General features: G+C 67.4%; 12 protein-coding genes. 7 read left to right on the top strand and 5 right to left on the bottom strand.

The window, feature by feature from the left end:
- Window positions 1–72: 72 nt before the first annotated feature.
- Window positions 73–630 (top strand): DUF4123 domain-containing protein, encoded by a 558-nt coding sequence (locus tag L6Q96_17320; protein ID MCK6556318.1) that lies wholly within the window; start codon window positions 73–75, stop codon window positions 628–630.
- Window positions 603–3161 (top strand): type VI secretion system tip protein VgrG, encoded by a 2559-nt coding sequence (gene vgrG, locus L6Q96_17325; GenBank protein MCK6556319.1) that lies wholly within the window; start codon window positions 603–605, stop codon window positions 3159–3161. The genes L6Q96_17320 and vgrG overlap by 28 nt, the downstream gene beginning before the upstream one ends.
- Window positions 3162–3433: 272 nt before the next feature.
- Here the strand turns inward: vgrG and L6Q96_17330 are convergent, their stop codons facing one another.
- Both L6Q96_17330 and L6Q96_17335 read right to left on the bottom strand, forming a co-directional pair.
- Window positions 3434–3679: a nucleotidyltransferase domain-containing protein gene (locus L6Q96_17330; protein ID MCK6556320.1), complete on the bottom strand. Its 246-nt coding sequence runs from the start codon at window positions 3677–3679 to the stop codon at window positions 3434–3436.
- Between the two features lie 170 nt (window positions 3680–3849).
- Window positions 3850–4512 carry a hypothetical protein gene (locus L6Q96_17335; protein MCK6556321.1) on the bottom strand — a complete coding sequence of 221 codons (663 nt, stop codon included), beginning with the start codon at window positions 4510–4512 and terminating at the stop codon, window positions 3850–3852.
- Window positions 4513–4615: 103 nt separating this feature from the next.
- Between L6Q96_17335 and L6Q96_17340 the strand changes: the two genes are divergently transcribed.
- Window positions 4616–4936, top strand: coding sequence for a hypothetical protein (locus tag L6Q96_17340; GenBank protein ID MCK6556322.1), 321 nt, complete (start codon window positions 4616–4618; stop codon window positions 4934–4936).
- Here L6Q96_17340 and L6Q96_17345 read toward each other — a convergent pair.
- Both L6Q96_17345 and L6Q96_17350 read right to left on the bottom strand, forming a co-directional pair.
- Window positions 4933–5325: a hypothetical protein gene (locus tag L6Q96_17345; GenBank protein ID MCK6556323.1), complete on the bottom strand. Its 393-nt coding sequence runs from the start codon at window positions 5323–5325 to the stop codon at window positions 4933–4935. The two genes, L6Q96_17340 and L6Q96_17345, sit on opposite strands and share 4 nt — an antisense overlap.
- 440 nt (window positions 5326–5765) lie before the next feature.
- The gene (locus L6Q96_17350) at window positions 5766–6125 is read right to left on the bottom strand and encodes a hypothetical protein (GenBank protein MCK6556324.1); all 360 of its coding nucleotides are present in this window, start codon (window positions 6123–6125) and stop codon (window positions 5766–5768) included.
- A gap of 395 nt (window positions 6126–6520) precedes the next feature.
- Between L6Q96_17350 and L6Q96_17355 the strand changes: the two genes are divergently transcribed.
- Together L6Q96_17355 and L6Q96_17360 are read left to right on the top strand one after the other, a co-directional pair.
- The gene (locus L6Q96_17355) at window positions 6521–7693 is read left to right on the top strand and encodes an ATP-binding protein (protein ID MCK6556325.1); all 1173 of its coding nucleotides are present in this window, start codon (window positions 6521–6523) and stop codon (window positions 7691–7693) included.
- A gap of 271 nt (window positions 7694–7964) precedes the next feature.
- Window positions 7965–8189 carry a hypothetical protein gene (locus L6Q96_17360; GenBank protein MCK6556326.1) on the top strand — a complete coding sequence of 75 codons (225 nt, stop codon included), beginning with the start codon at window positions 7965–7967 and terminating at the stop codon, window positions 8187–8189.
- Between the two features lie 24 nt (window positions 8190–8213).
- Here the strand turns inward: L6Q96_17360 and L6Q96_17365 are convergent, their stop codons facing one another.
- Window positions 8214–9407: a tRNA-dihydrouridine synthase gene (locus L6Q96_17365; protein MCK6556327.1), complete on the bottom strand. Its 1194-nt coding sequence runs from the start codon at window positions 9405–9407 to the stop codon at window positions 8214–8216.
- 405 nt (window positions 9408–9812) lie between these two features.
- Between L6Q96_17365 and L6Q96_17370 the strand changes: the two genes are divergently transcribed.
- Together L6Q96_17370 and L6Q96_17375 are read left to right on the top strand one after the other, a co-directional pair.
- Entirely contained in the window at window positions 9813–12602 is a 2790-nt protein-coding gene (locus L6Q96_17370; GenBank protein MCK6556328.1) for a hypothetical protein, read from the top strand.
- A gap of 130 nt (window positions 12603–12732) precedes the next feature.
- Window positions 12733–13887, top strand: coding sequence for a dockerin type I domain-containing protein (locus L6Q96_17375; GenBank protein MCK6556329.1), 1155 nt, complete (start codon window positions 12733–12735; stop codon window positions 13885–13887).
- Window positions 13888–13961 lie beyond the last annotated feature (74 nt).

Here is a 13961-nt window from a genome sequence, read left to right on the forward strand (position 1 = left end):
GGTGGTGTTGAGTCGTGGCGTTCTCTGTCCCGTGAGGCCGTACCGCCGATGTCTCCCGCCGAGGTGCGAAAGGTGCGCGATCTGCTGTGGCCGGTGCCGGGCGCCGCCGGGGCGCCGTCGGTGTTCGCGATCCTCGACGGCGCACGCCGGCGGAGCATATACGGGGCGCTGCAGGAGTTCGAAGGCGAGTATTGCTGCCTGTACCGCGGCCAGCTCGATCCGCGCGTGCTGGCTGCCGCGCCCTATCTGGTGCAACTGGCGCAGATGGCGCCCTTCACCGAATGGCTGATGGAGCAGGCCTGGGGCGATAGTTGGGGAATCTTCTTGCAAGCGCACAGCGACATCGAGACGCTGCGCCGTCATTTCCGCCGCTTCCTGATCGTGCAGGACGAGCGCGGTAAGCGGCTTTACTTCCGCTACTACGACCCGCGAGTGTTGCGGGTGTACTTGCCCACCTGCGTGGGCCTCGAGCTGACCACGGTCTTCGGTCCGGTGCTGCGGTTCGTCGTCGAGGACGAGGACGTGACCCGCGCGCTCGACTTCGCGGTGGAGCAGGGACGTCTGGTGACGGTCGCCCACGAGGTGGGCGAAATGGTTGGGGGATGGCCTACACGCAGGACGATCGGCTGATTGCCATCGACACCCCGCTGGGCAAGGACGCCCTGCTGCTCGATCGGATGCGCGGGGTCGAGGCGATCTCTCGCCCCTTCCGGTTCGAGCTCGATCTGCTGTCCGAGAAGGAGAACTTGCGGGCGGACGATCTGCTCGGTCAAAGGGTGCTGGTTCGTCTCCGGCTGCAAGACGGAACCCATCGACCCATCAGCGGCATCGTCAGCCGGTTCGTGCTCGCGGAGACCGACCAGCGTCTGACGGCCTACCGCATGGAGGTCGTGCCGTGGCTCTGGCTGCTGACGCGCAAGAGCGGCTGCCGCATCTTTCAGGAGAAGACCGTTCCCGAGATCGTCGAGCACATCTTCAAGGAGGCCGGCTTCAAGGACTACCGCCTGCAACTCCGGGGGAGCTACGCGCCTCGCGACTACTGCGTGCAGTACCGCGAGACCGACTTCAACTTCGTCTCGCGGCTGATGGAGCAGTACGGGATTGCTTACTTCTTCGAGCACGGCGAGGAGAAGCACACGCTGGTGATGGCCGACGAGCCGGGCGCGTTTCCGGTCTGCCCGGGGCAGTCTTCGGCACGTTGCGCCACCACCGGGCTGATGCACGACGACGACGTGGTGAGAGAAGTCCGTATCGAGCACGTGCTCCGCACGGGCAAGTATGCGCTCGGCGATTTCAACTTCGAGACGCCAACCACGAGTCTGCTGGCGAGCGTGAGCAGTACGCAGGCATTGGCGAGCGGCTACGAGGTCTACGACTACCCGGGCGAGTATGCGCAGAGAGGCGAGGGTGACCGGCTGGTGCGCCTGCGCATCCAGGCGGAGGACGCCGCGCGTACGGTGCTCGGCGGCGGCGGTTCGTGCCGTGCCTTCGCCGGCGGATGCAGGTTCGAGCTGCAGGGCCACGATCGGCGCGATGCGAACATACCCTATCTGTTGACCGAGGTGACGCACGACGCTTCCGTGGGCAGCGCCTACCGTACCGGGGCGGTGGAAGTGGCGGAGAGTTACGTCAACGCGTTCAAGGCAATTCCGTTCAAGGTGGCGTTTCGACCGCCGCTGGTGACGCCGCGTCCGGTGGTGGCGGGATCGCAGACGGCGATCGTCGTCGGGCCGAAGGGCGAAGAGATCCACACCGACCGGTTTGGGCGGGTGAAGGTGCAGTTTCACTGGGACCGGGAGGGAAAGTACGACGAGAAGAGTTCGTGTTGGCTCCGTGTCGCTCAGGAGTGGGCGGGCAAGCGCTGGGGGGCGGTGTGGCTGCCGCGCATCGGGCAGGAGGTCGTAGTCAAGTTCATCGAGGGCGATCCGGACCGGCCGATCGTGGTTGGGCGGGCGTACAATGCGGAGCACATGCCGCCGTACGGGCTGCCTGCAGAGCAGACCAGAAGCGCGCTCAAGAGCTACAGTTCGAAGGGCGGCGGGGGATTCAACGAACTCCGCTTCGAGGACAAGAAGGGCAAGGAGCAGCTCTTCGTGCATGCCGAGCGCCAGCAGGACGTGCGGGTTAAGAAAGACGCGCTCGAGTGGGTGGGTCGGGACCGGCACTTGATCGTCGAGAAGGAGCAGCGCGAGTCGGTCAAGGGCGACAAGCATCTGCGGGTGCGCGGCGATCGCAACGAACAGATCGACGGTTCGGCGTCGCAGAAGATCGGCATGGATCTCGACGAGAAGGTCGGGATGAAGGCGGCCGTCGATGCCGGCATGGAGATTCACCTGAAGGCCGGCATGAACGTGGTGATCGAAGGCGGCCTGACGGTGACTTTAAAGGCCGGCGGGGGGTTCGTGGTGGTCGGGCCGGCGGGGGTAGCGATCTCGGGGACGCCGATCCTGATCAACAGCGGCGGCGCGGCGGGCACGGGGTCGGGAGCATCGCCGGATCCGCCGAAGGCTCCGAAGGAGGCGGACGTAGCCAGGCCGGGCGAGAAGGCAAAGATGCCGCCGGCGAAGACGGTGTCGCCGCAGGCGGCGGCGTTGCGCGAGGCGGCTCGGCAGGGGCGGCCGTTTTGCGAGAAGTGCGCCGCGGCGGCACGGCGGGCGGCGCTGGCGCGCGGGGCCACGCCGGAGGAAGCCGAGGCGGCGGCGCAGGATGCCGGGCTGGCGGGGGCGGAACGTGAGTTGCGGCCGGTGGAGACGGAGCCGGAGGACAGCATCTCTCCGTCCCAGGCGGCGGTGCTCGAAGCGGCGGCGGAGGAGGGGTTGCCGTTTGCCGAGGAGTGCGGCCGGGAGGCGGCCGGAGAGGAGACGGAAGAGGGGGGCGATGGGGGGGAAGAAGGTGAGGAAGGGGAGGAAGGGGAGGACGGCGCAGAAGGTGAGCCGGTGCCGGGGGAGGAAGCGGAGCGGACGTTCGTGGAGATCGAGCTGGTGGATACCGACGGCACGCCGCTGCCGGGGGTACGGTATCGGATCGTGCTGCCGGACGGCCGGATCGAAGAAGGTGCGCTCGATGCCGCGGGACGGGCGCGCATCGAGGATCTCGACCATGGGACGTGTCAGGTGAGCTTTCCGGATCTGCCGGGCGAGGACTGGAATCGAGAGGGGTAGCGGGAGCAGTGGTGGCCGAAAGCGGATAGCCGGTGCAAACGCCCATTTACCATAATCCCCATACTCAGACGTTCCCACCCCTGCGACCGGCTGAGCACGTCCGCGCAATTCGATGGCGTGGCCACCAACCGGCGACTTGTGGGTTGATTGCGTGGTTAGTCGGACAGCGGATGACCGGGTTCTCTGGCAAGCCCGCGGACTCTACAGCGGCGATATCGTTATCATGAGAATGGCTGTGGTCGTGTTTAGCACAGCCGGCTTGGAGTCACGTTTCAGCTGAGGCGAAACATCAGGTCGCAGGCAATGCGCAACGCCGCGTCCTCGACCGCGGAGTCCGCGTCGTCACCGTCGTAGCGAATGAGGATATCGATGTCGGATTCGGCATCGGGGGTTCCTCGCGCGTAGGAGCCGTAGAGGATGACATCGAAGGCCGCGCCGCGCACGTACTCGCGCAAGCGCCGGGCTAGTTCGCGTACGATCGCCGGCGTGTCGGCGACGTGGTGTGGCGCAACGCCCATGGCCCTTTATTCCTCCACTCCGCTCATCGCCGCAAGCCGACAGCGGCCAAAGCCGGGCGGGCACCGCGCCCCACATCATCCGGGCGTCCGCGACCAGGTCCCCTCCCCCGGCGTACTGAACGTGCGGACACCGGCAACAACCGCATCCCACAACGTGCCTACCACCCGAACTACGGCAGCCCGCGTCGTGCCAGACGCAGGAGGGCGACGAGGTCCTTCAACTGACTGCCGCCGATGCCGTACAGCTCGCGAAGGCGCGCGCGGAGCCGGGAGACGGAGAGCGCCCCGGTCCTGGCGGCGTCGGGAGCCGTGGCGAGCGCCGCGTGGACGTCGGCGAGGTCGCGATGGTGACGCCGAATGTCGGCGGCGGCGGCCAGCAATTTCAGGATGACGAAGTCGTCGATCTGCGGGACGCGGACCGTAACGCCTTCGATGCGCGCTCGCCGGCTATGCTGATAGGCTACGGAGAAAGGACCCGCGGCCTCCGTCGAGGATGCGATTGCGGCCACTTTCAGATCGACGCTGGAGCGTCCCGCGCCTCGATAGCGCCAGGCGTGCCGGGAACCGGGCGCGGCGCGAAACCCGGCGCGCAGCATGGCCGCACGCGGGAGCTCGCCGCAATCGATCAGGACGACGTCGATGTCACGGGTACTCGCCGCCCGGATGGCCACGTCACGGAACGTGCCACCGATCACCATGAAGCGGATTCCGGCATCCCTGACGACACGCGCGAAGGCCCGGAACGCGGCCGCGTGACCGACGGTGCTGAGGCGACCGCGCGCGGCCGGCCGATGCTGCTCGGGAGCCTCAGGCGGATGCAGCAGCAGGTCCATGCCTGCACTCTACCGCCGGCATCCGAACCGATGCGAGCCGGCTTAACCGCTGTTCGGTGGACAGCCACATCGGCGTTCGGTGGAAAGCGGTAAGGAAGGGGACGTGGTGCCGTGTCGGGAGGCGGCGAGGGGGGAGACGGAAGAGGGGAGCGATGGGCAAGAAGGGGATGAAGATGCAGAAGGCGAGCCGGTGCCGGGGGAGGAAGCGGAGCGGACCTTCGTGGAGAGTGATCTCGTGGATACGGACGGTGCACCCCGCAACCCGGGGGTACAATATCGGATCGTGCTGCCGGACGGCCGGATCGAAGACGGGGTGCTCGATGCCGCCGGGCGAGCGCGCATCGAGAATCTCGATCCGGGGTCGTGTCAGGTGCGCTTTCCGGATCTGCCGGGCGAGGATTGGGGTCCGGAGGGCCAGCGTTAGTCGGGAACGTTTCGGCCAGGGGCGAGAAGGCGCTGCGCGCCCGAAGTCAGCGGCACGCCTTTCGAGCCGAGGAACTGCACGATATCGCATAGCGCTTCGTATCGACGCCGGTCACCGACGGGCAGCGAGATGACGTTGGCGGCGAGCGGCAGGACGGCGTCGTCCCACAGGAGCACGATGTTGTTCGTGCGTTTCAGGAGGTGACGTGCGTCGGCCGCGACAATGGCGCGATACGGCCGGCGCCGCTTGCGGAAAAGGCGGACTTCGACCTCGTCCTCGTACAGGACCAGGAGGGGATTGAAGGTGTTCCAGGCGAACGCCACCCACGGAATGCCTTCGATGCCGCCGAACGTGGCCCGCAGGTGTACGTGTACCCCCTCGCGTGGCAAGGGGTTGGGAAAATGTGGCGGTCGTTTGCACGCGAGGGGCCCGCTGGCGCCACCCGGGGCAGCCGATGGTGCGCCTTCCGCGAATGCGACGTTGGCGGGGCGCTTGCGGGTTCGCGTAATCGTTTTCCGGACGAGGATGAAGGCACCGACTAAAACTGCGATCCGGAGGGAGAGTGTGGCAAGGGTTCCTAGATGTTCGGCGGACAGGCAGTACGATTCCCGAGTCAAGCAGGGCACCACGGTTCCGGGCACGATTGCCGACGCGACGGCGCTGAATATGGCAGCGCCGAGGACGAAGAGGAGAACGGTGAGAAGGGCGGGCACGGATAAACCTCCGGGGCAGGTGGGATGGCGGTGGCCTGATGCGCAGGGCGAGGGTCAGGTGTCCGGTTCCGGCGGGTGCGTAACGCGAGATCGGGGAGCCACCGAATGGTTGACGGTTATCGACCGGCGAATCGATCGAGGTCGGTCTTGCGGTGGAGGCTTTGCCGGGCGGCGTCGGCGGGGCGGTAGAGCGCGGCGAAGGCGAGTTCGATGACGGCCAGAACCATGATCCAGAGGTTCCCGGCCAGCGCTGCGGCAACGAGCAGCACCGCCCCGACGAGCAGGGCGACGAGCCGAACGCGATTCGTCTTCGCACGGAGCGTGGGATTGTGGGCAATCGTCTGGGCCTGCTGTTCGCGCGCCTGGTCGAAGAGGGCGCCGCAGCCCGGGCACGCCCCGGTCTTCAGGGCTCGATCCCAGTCCTGGTGGGCCTCATCGAGGGTCGTCCCGCACTGCCGGCAAGTCACCGTTTGCATTGGGTGCCCTTACAACGACGCCTGCGGAGATTCCAGTGAAGTATCGGGGTGACGTGGGAAACGTTGGCGTGGGAAACGTTGGACATCCACCGGATGGGGGCGCGAATCGTGGGCGACCAGAGGCGGACGGGCCGCCGTTCTGGACGGACCCTGCCGGTGCGGTGTCGTTGTACGTCGGGCTCTAGCGCCAGCGTATTCGAGGTGATGACGGGTTCCCGCACGCTCTCGGCGAGACGTCGATGGAGAGAAGGGAATGTCGCGTGCCGCGTCGGCGGGTGTGGGTCGGTGGGTGTCCAGCATTTGTCTCGAGGCCGGCTCCATCGCCCGCCCGCCGCGCCGTGGTCGTGCATTTCTCCACTTGAGAAGTCTAAAGTTCTACTTTAGAAATCTCATTTATGAGATACGTCAACCGCGAGTTGGAGGCGCACCTCGGCCGGGCCATCCGGAAATTCCCGGCGGTCGTCCTGACCGGGCCGCGCCGCGCCGGGAAGACGTGGGTGCTCCGGCATCTGTTCCCGCGGGCCAGCTATCTGTTGCTGGAGGACCCGGACCTGGTCGCCCGCGTGCGTGCCGACCCGCACGGGTTGCTCGACGCCGTCCGGCCGCCGGTCATCCTGGACGAGGTGCAGAATGTCCCGGAGGTGTTTGCGTTGGTGCGCGCACGCATCGACCGCCAGCCGCGGCGGACGGGCCAGTGGATCCTCACCGGCTCGCAAGAGGCGCCGCTGATGCACGGCGTCACCGAATCCATGGCCGGGCGCGCGGCCGTATTACAGTTGCTGCCGTTCTCGACCCGTGAAACGCCGAAGGTGTCGCTCCTCCGGGGCGGCTACCCCGAGGTGGTGGCGCGGCCCGCCGGGGCGCGGCTGTGGTTCAGCTCCTATCTACAGACGTACCTGGAGCGCGACGTGCGGGCGGTCACCGCGGTCAAAGATCTCGCGACCTTTCGCCGTTTCTTGGCATTGCTGGCAAGCCGGCACGGGCAGGTGCTCAACAAGACCGATCTCGGCGCCCCGTTGGGCGTGAGTGTGCCGACGATCACGCAGTGGCTCGGCGTTTTGGAAACGACGGCGCAGATCCTGATCGTGCCGCCGTTCTACGAGAACCTCGGCAAGCGACTGATCAAGTCGCCCAAGGTGTATCTCGCCGACTCCGGGCTTGCCTGTCACTTACTCGGCATCGAGTCGGCCGCCGAGCTGGCGCGGTCGCCGTTCCGTGGTGTGTTGTTCGAGGGCTTCATCGCGGCGGAAATTGTGAAAGCGCAGACCCACGCCGGCGGCCGGCGGGAGATCTACCATTTTCGCGACGAGCAGGGGTTGGAGGTCGATTTCCTCGTGCCGGGTCGCGGCGGCGCGGTGCGCTTGATCGAGTGCAAGGCCGGACACACCGTCACCCCGTCGGATGCCGCGCCCATGCAACGGCTGGCCGCCGCACTGCGGAAGCAGCGCCCGAAGACGCCCGTCGAACTCCACCTGGTGCATCTACCCCCGCAGCAGCCCACCCCGATCCGCACGGCGGCGCCGGGCGTGTCGGCGCGGCCGTGGCAGGAATTCGTCCGGCTGCTCTGAGTCGCGGGTCCGGGAGGCCCGATTCGGCGCGCGCCGTAACTGGTCGGGCACTCCATCCGCGGGCGCCGCCGAGCCGCCCTCTCCTCCGTACTCGTACTCGTTCACGTACCCGTTCACGGCCGCTTCCCCGTAGACGTCCAATCGCTCGTGGTCCAACTTCATCGCTGCGTGCCCTCAGTCCGGATCCGGGTACGAGTACGTGTACCGCTTCGCTGAGTACGGGTACGGGGCGAAGTGAGGTGCTGGACACCCATCTCTCCGGCAGGCGCGAGTGGATGTCCTACCGACCCCCTACGCGATCGAGGCCGAGTTGGCGTTCGATGCTCGGGATCTCGAGGTCGTAGGCGTCCGCAGGACAGCGGCGGCGCGCGGCGCCGTGCTTGCCGCCAACACGAACGTTGTCGGGCGGGTGCACGTCGCTCTGGCGAGTGCCGAGGGTTTCGGCGAGGGCTTGCCGCTCGCGCTGGTCGTTTTCGAGCCGCGTGCCGGCCGGTAGTCGGGGTCGCCCACCGCGGGCAGGTTACCGCGGCGCGAGACTGCCGGGCATCATGCGCTCGATGACGGTGCGGAACTCGGAGGCGTTCTCGGTGCGGGTGATCGCCTCGCGGAACGGCCGCGAACCGGGGAGTCCGTGGAGGTAGCGAACTGCGAACTTACGCATGAGAATCGTACCGAACCGGTCGCCCTGCTGGCGGACCATCGCTTCGTGATGGGCGAGCAGGAGGCGGCGTTGGTCGTCGACCGTCGGAGCTGGAGGCGTCGGCTCGCCGCGCAGCGCGGCGGCGATTTCGCGGAAGACCCACGGGCGGGTCAGCGCTCCCCGCGCGACCATCACGCCGGCGGCTCCGGTCTCGGCCAGGGCTCGCAACGCCGACGGACCGTCGTGGATGTCGCCGTTGGCGATCACCGGTACATCGACGGCGCGTACGACTTCGGCGATGGCGTCGAGCCGGCAGGGAAACCCGTAGTGCTGGTCGGCAGCGCGGCCGTGGACGGTAACGGCGCGGGCGCCGTTGGCGACGGCGCTGCGGGCCACATCGGGGGCTGCCGGCCGAAGCGTCGATGTGCCGAGGCGCATCTTGGCGGTCACCGGGATCGAGCCGGCTCCGCGGAGCGCCGCGGCGACGAGCCGGCCGACCGTGGCGGGGTCGCGCAGCAGCGTGGCGCCGGCGGCGTGTTTGCGCATGATACGGCGCTTCGGACAGCCGAAGTTGAGGTCGATGACCGACACGCCCAGTGCGGCAACGCGCCGCGCCGTTTCCTCGATCTGGTCCGGCTCGCGCCCCCAGATCTGTACGCCGAGCGGACGGGGTTCGCCGGCGACGCCTTGCAGGCGCCACGGTACGGTGTCGCTTGCCACCCACTCGGTGGCGGCGATCATTTCGGTAAACAGTAGACCGCAACCGCCGAAGTCGCGCACGATGCCGCGGAAGATGAAGTCGGTAAACCCGGCCATCGGCGCCGCAATCACCGGCGGGTCGATGACGAGATCCCCGATGCGAAGCGGCGCGACGGTCATGGGACGGACGGTAGCGACGGGTCTCGCGTATGTCGAGAGACATCGGCGTCGCAGCTCTTCCTGGGCAATGTGCGACAGGCGCCGGAATTCAGGGTCCTTGTGCACCAGCACGGCCCACCGCACCGCGGCGGTCGCGCCCCCGATCGGCGAGAAGACGACGTACCGCTCCCTTCTTGCCCGATCCTCGCAATGCACCGATCGGATCGTCGGGTATGGGAATCACGCGTGCGGCGCGAAGAAATCAGATCGGGAGGGCGAGGCTCCTGCCGAGCCGCGACGATCCGAGGACGGCTCGGCGGCAGCCTCGCCCTCACCATCTGAACTTCTGTGTGTCCCGTGCCGAAATCCGGCGACAGTAGCGCAGTGCAGGCCTCTATACGGCCACTGAGGAGACAGGCCTGCTCGGTGCGAACGGGTCGGTGCCACCGTCGGGTTGCGGGCAGCGGCCCGCGTTCCCGGGGTATGTGCCTTACCGTTGAAACTATCCGTCGCTGACTGTGCCCTGGCCCTGGCAGTTGCGCGGCGTGCTTGACAGCCACCTGACCTGTGTGGCAAGAGCGGACCGCCTGTGACTCTCCGCAGGCCCGCCATGGGGGTGTCATGAAGCGACACGGGGGGGCGCGAGCCAAGCGTGCCCTGGATTTCTGGATCGGCGCCGCCTCACTCGGCATTGTGGCAGTGCCTGCTATCGCCCTGGGGCAGGGCATTCAGCTCGGCGACGTCGTGACCACAGCGGGCCAGCAGGTGCAGATCGTGGCGACACTGAGGACGGGCGGCGGGGACGTGGCCGGTACGCTGAACGACTTCACGTTCGCCACCGCGGAGAACCGCAAGGTGACCGTGGTGCGCAAATCCAACGGCCGGCCCGATTGCGCGGTCAATCCCGAAATCAACAAGACCAGCACCACCTTTGCCTTCCAGCCGCCGAGCTGCACGGTCGACAACTGCACCGCGGTCCGCGCCATCGTGTTTTCGTCCGAGGACGTCGAACCCATCGCCGACGGATCCGCGTTGTACACCTGCAAGGTGCAGGTCGCCCCCGATGCACCGGGGGGCGTGTACCCGCTGACCATCAGCGGCACGATCTTGAGCAATCCAACCGGCGGACGCGTGTGCGGTCCGGCTGCCGGTAATCCACCGTGTAGCGACGATCGGAGCGGCTCGGTAACGGTGCTCGGTCCTGTTCCGACGCCGACGCCGGTTGGTCCTGGCGTTCAGTTGTCGACCGCGTACGGACTTGCCGGAGAAGTTGTTACGATCGACTCCCGGTTGCGGACGGGCGGCGGTGATGTCGCCGGGTCGCAGAACGACATCTGGTCTTTCAGCCCCCATTATGTCGCAGTCGCCGCCGCACTGGATGGCCGGCCCGACTGTTCGGTCAACCCCGAGATAAACAAGCCGGATACCACTTTTTCGTTCCTACCGCCGGGCTGTGTTACCGGTTGCACCGGGGTCCGCGCTATCGTCTTCTCCGCTCAGTACTCGGCGCCGATTCCCGATGGCTCGATCCTCTACAGTTGTCGCGTGCGGATCGCCGGGACGACGCCCACGGGCGTCTACCCGGTACAGCTAAGCCGCACCATACTGGGAACGCCCATGGGGCAGCGGCTCTGCGGTCCCGGCAGCGGGGATCCGCCCTGTACCGGTGACCAGGCCGGTGCGGTTTCGGTCACAGGCGCGACGCCGACGCCGACGCAAACGAGGAATGTTACGCCGACCGCGACCATCTTTCCCGGCGGACCCGGTGTGCGCGTCGACCGCGTGTACACCACCGCTGGACAGCAGGTTGTGTTTGGCGCCTACCTGTCGACGGGCGGCGGCGATGTCGCCGGCACGCAAAGCGACCTCGCGTTCGCCACCGCGGAGAACCGTTACGTTACCGTGGTCCGGAAAAGCAACGGGAGACCGGATTGTTCGGTGAACCCGGAGATCGACAAGTCCAGCACGACCTTCGCGTTCCAACCGCCGAGTTGTACCGCGGAGACCTGCACGACGGTCAGGGCCATCGTATTCAGTTCGGAAGACGTCGAGCCGATCCCGGAGGGATCGCTGCTATACACCTGCAAGGTGCAGGTGGCCGTCGATGCGCCGGATGGCGATTATCCGCTGACAGTCAGTGGGACGATACTCTCCAATCCCACCGGTGGCCGCGTCTGCGGTCCGGCGGCCGGCAACCCGCCGTGTACCGGCGATTCGAGCGGTGCGGTGGTTGTCGGTGCCGGCGGGCCGCTTCCGACACCGCCACCGACTGCGACGCAGCCACCGACGACACCGACGACGACCCCGCCGATTCCGGGCTGCAGCGGCGTGACGCTGAGCACCGTGCACACGAAGCCGGGACACCACGTGGAGGTGGGCGCAGCCGTGCGGACCTGTGGCGACCACGTGGCCGGCGTGCAGATGGACGTCGCCTTCGGCTCGCCGGACGTCGTCATCGTGCGTAAGACCGACGGCCGCCCCGACTGTGCCGTCAATCCCGGCATCGAGAAGGGCTCGACGACCTTTACGTTCCAGCCCCCCGGCTGCACCGGCGATACCTGCAGCGGCGTGCGTGCGATAGTCTTTTCGAGCGAGGACGTCGATCCCGTTGCCGACGGTGCACTGCTGTTCGCCTGTAACGTCGAGGTCAGAGCTCATGCCGCCGGGTTCGTTTACCCGCTGCCGGTCAGCGGCGTCATACTCAGCAATTCGTGGGGCGGGCGAGTGTGCGGTCCGGCCGCTGGAAACCCGGCGTGTAACAACGTCGACGGTGCCGTCGTCCTCGACGGCGCCGCCGATATCGAGGTGGGCGACGTGTCTGCCGTGCCGGGCCAGACGCGCATCGCGGTCCCCATCGATCTGCGCAACGACGTCGACGTTCGCGGGATGCAGCTCGTTCTGGCCGACAACCCGGACCGCGCACGGCTGAGTGGCGCACCGGTGTGCGAGGCCGTCGGCCGCGCCGCGGGGCTGGTGTGCGACGCTAATCAGGTAGGCAACGACATCCTGCTGGCTGTCTTCGGGTTCGGTTACAGCGGCATTACCCCGGGGAGCGGCCAGGTGGTTACGCTGTATCTGGACTATGACTCGCCTCAGTGTTCGCTCAATGCACCGACGTGGCTGGTTCCCATGTCCAGTGCGCTCGCGGACTGGAACAATCAGCCGATCTCGCACTCGACCCGTCACGGCCGGCTGACATGCGGCTGCCGCGGCGACGTCGACCAGAACGGGCTCACCAACCTGTTCGACACGTTTGCGTGCATCGACTTCGTGATGGGGCGGCAGATTCCCAGTCCGTTGCAGGTCGAGCTCGCCGATACCCGCTGCGACGGTCAGCTCGGCGTCCTGGACTGCCTGCGCATCGTCGACATGATGCTTGGCCGGCTGTCGACGTGCGCTCCGTGCCCATGATGACCGGCGCCGTGGGAGGTCGAGGACGATGACACCTGCAGGCATCGGGAGCGCTCGGGGGGCGGAAGCTGGGGGCCGGCAGTTGGGGGCCGGCTCGGGATTCAGGTCGAGAACTCCTTTCCGGAAGGGCGTGGGGATTGCAGTCGTTGCGGGCCTTGCTCTGTGCGCACGTCCGGGTTCGGCGACGGTCGCGCTGCGGGTCGTGGGGTCGGACGCCGCATCCGGACAAACAGCGACGATTTCGGTGGAGCTCGATAACGACGTCGCCGTGCGAGCGCTCGAGTTCCGCCTGACCGCCACGCCGCCGCTGACCGTGTTAAGCGCGGTGCGGCGCACGGCACGCACCGCGGGTCTAGTCGCCGACGCGGCCGTGCAGGCCGATGGCACCGTCAAGGCGCTGATTCTGGACGTTACCGGAACCGGCGCGATCGCTCTCGGGACGGGTGCGATACTCGAGTTGGACCTCGTCCTCGCGAGCGATCTTCTGCCGGGAACCTCGGTCTCCTTGCGCCTGTCCGATCTGGCCGCCGCGGCTTCGGGCGTCGACCCCCAACCGATCGAGATCGAAGGCGTGGACGGGCAGTTCACCGTTCTCGATCCGGTGCCGACGGCGCCTGTGGGAGTCACCGACACTCCGGACCTACTGGCGACGCCGACCCCGACCCCGATTCCGGTGGCGACGGACACGCCGACGGTGACCCCGGCGCGTGCCCTCAGCGGACGGATACGGTACTACAGCGCCGATCGTCCGGTTCCGGGAGTGGATGTCGGCATTACGGGGCCGGGTACGGTCGTCACATCGACCGATGAGGAGGGAACGTACGCGGTGACAGACCTCGAGAGCGGATCGTGGGTCACCCGCCCAACCAGACTCGGCGGTCGCGGCAATGGCGTGAGCGCTCTCGATGCCAGCCATGTCTTGCAGACGGTAGTAGGGGCGCGAACCTTCACTCCGGAGCAGGCGCTGGCGTGCGACGTGACCGGAAACGGAACGGTCAGCGCGCTCGACGCGTCGCGAATTCTGCAGCTCGTCGTGGGTTCGATCCCGACCCTCCCGGCGAGCACCCTGTGCGGCAGCGATTGGCTCTTCATTCCGGACCCGACCGCGCCGGGCGCGCCGGTTGCCGTGTACCCGTGGGTCGGTGGCGGGGTGTGTGAATCGGGTGCCTTCGCGTACCAGCCTCTCGACGCCACCCTGACCGGTCAGGATTTCCTTGCCGTGCTGCTCGGAGATTGCACCGGGAACTGGAGTCCCCCCGCGGTCGGTCGGGCCGGCGGCGAATGAAGTCGAACGATTCCCGCTCGCCGTCGAGCAGGGAGACGTCATGGTACGGACGCAGCGCGGAGTTGCGATTGGCG

It is taken from the genome of Candidatus Binatia bacterium (assembly GCA_023150935.1).
Classification (GTDB): Bacteria; Desulfobacterota; Binatia; order HRBIN30; family HRBIN30; genus JAKLJW01.